This window comes from Kosmotoga sp., from assembly GCF_982836095.1.
Genome location: NZ_CEYIHJ010000113.1, coordinates 1 through 901 on the forward strand (window position 1 = coordinate 1; position 901 = coordinate 901).

Annotated in this window: 1 protein-coding gene; it reads right to left on the bottom strand. The window is 41.1% G+C overall.

Features of this window, described 5'->3' with window-relative positions; all coding sequences use genetic code 11:
- Positions 1-901, bottom strand: a 901-nt coding sequence (locus tag AC3LHT_RS07750) for an FAD-dependent oxidoreductase (protein WP_488662483.1), incomplete at both ends; no start/stop codon positions are given.

Genomic DNA, 901 nt, shown 5'->3' on the forward strand with positions numbered 1-901 from the left:
CATTGATTCAAGGGAAGTCACTTTGACGTTGACCTTTTTCCCTTCCATGCGTTGGAGTCTTGCAATGCTTCTTGCAACATCCATCGCAACATTTCCACCACCGATTACTATTAGACTGTCAGGTACATGTGGTTTCTCAGATTTTTTTGGATCGCGCAAGTAATCCCTGATTTTCTCAAGCAGCGGAAGAGCCATAAGTACGTCTTTGTGATCTGTTCCAGGCACTTTAGTGGATCTTCCAAGTGTAAAACCAGTTCCGAGGAAAACAGCATCATATTTTTCTTTAAGCTCATCTAAGGTTATGTCTTTGCCAACAGTGCTATTGCACTTGATTTCAATCCCAAGGGCTTTGATAACGCCAATATCTTTATCCAAAGCTTCATCAGGCAATCTATAACGGGGAATGCCGTATCTCATTACGCCACCTGGTAATTCCTTTGCTTCAAATATTGTTACTTTATAGCCCATGAGAGATAAATAGTAAGCAGCAGATAGACCCGAAGGACCTGCACCAATGATGGCAATTTTACCTGTGCCTTTTTTAACAACATTTTCTTTTGCGTTTTTTATAATATCTTCTACACTTTCTTGATCCATAATGTATCTTTTGAGCCATCTAATAGCCACTGGTTCCCCTCTGTGCCCAATCGAACAGACAGTCTCACACTTATGAGTGCAGACACGCCCACAAACCCCGGGTAATGGGTTAGTTTTGTAGATCCACTCAACCCCTTCTTTTGTATTGTCTCTGAAAGCGCTTTCAATATATCTTGGAATATCCATATTTGCAGGGCACACATCAACACACAATTCACAATCAACACAACGAGCTGCTTCTGCAATTGCCTGTTCTTTGGAATAGCCTTTCACATACTCAATAAAAGAGTTAACCCTCTCACTA